Raw genomic sequence first — 250 nt, 5'->3', positions numbered from 1 at the left:
ATTGCACGCTTGGATAATTAACCAAATTGGGCTGACCATCAATGATTTCAAAGTATCTGGCTCTAAAGCGAGGATACCAATTGTTCCAATGAAGAAAATAATCACCACATAGCAAGTCAGAGGTCCACCCGGCAATTTAAATACGGATTTTGCATGAAGTTCTGGACGTGTTTTGTAATACACCAAGTAACTCCACAGGATAATAATCCATACGAGAATGAATAAAATCGTTGAAAGTGTCGTTGCTAAA

Annotated in this window: 1 pseudogene; it reads right to left on the bottom strand. The window is 38.0% G+C overall.

The features are described 5' to 3' along the window. A pseudogene (locus FLQ44_RS14505) lies at positions 1-183 on the bottom strand (D-serine/D-alanine/glycine transporter); the annotation flags it as partial. Between the last annotated feature and the right edge of the window lie 67 nt (positions 184-250).

Origin of the sequence: Vogesella mureinivorans (assembly GCF_007644035.1) — a bacterium.
Classification (GTDB): Bacteria; Pseudomonadota; Gammaproteobacteria; order Burkholderiales; family Chromobacteriaceae; genus Vogesella; species Vogesella mureinivorans.
The sequence above is the reverse complement of the archived record's forward strand: the minus strand, read 5'-3'. Positions and strand labels throughout refer to the sequence as shown.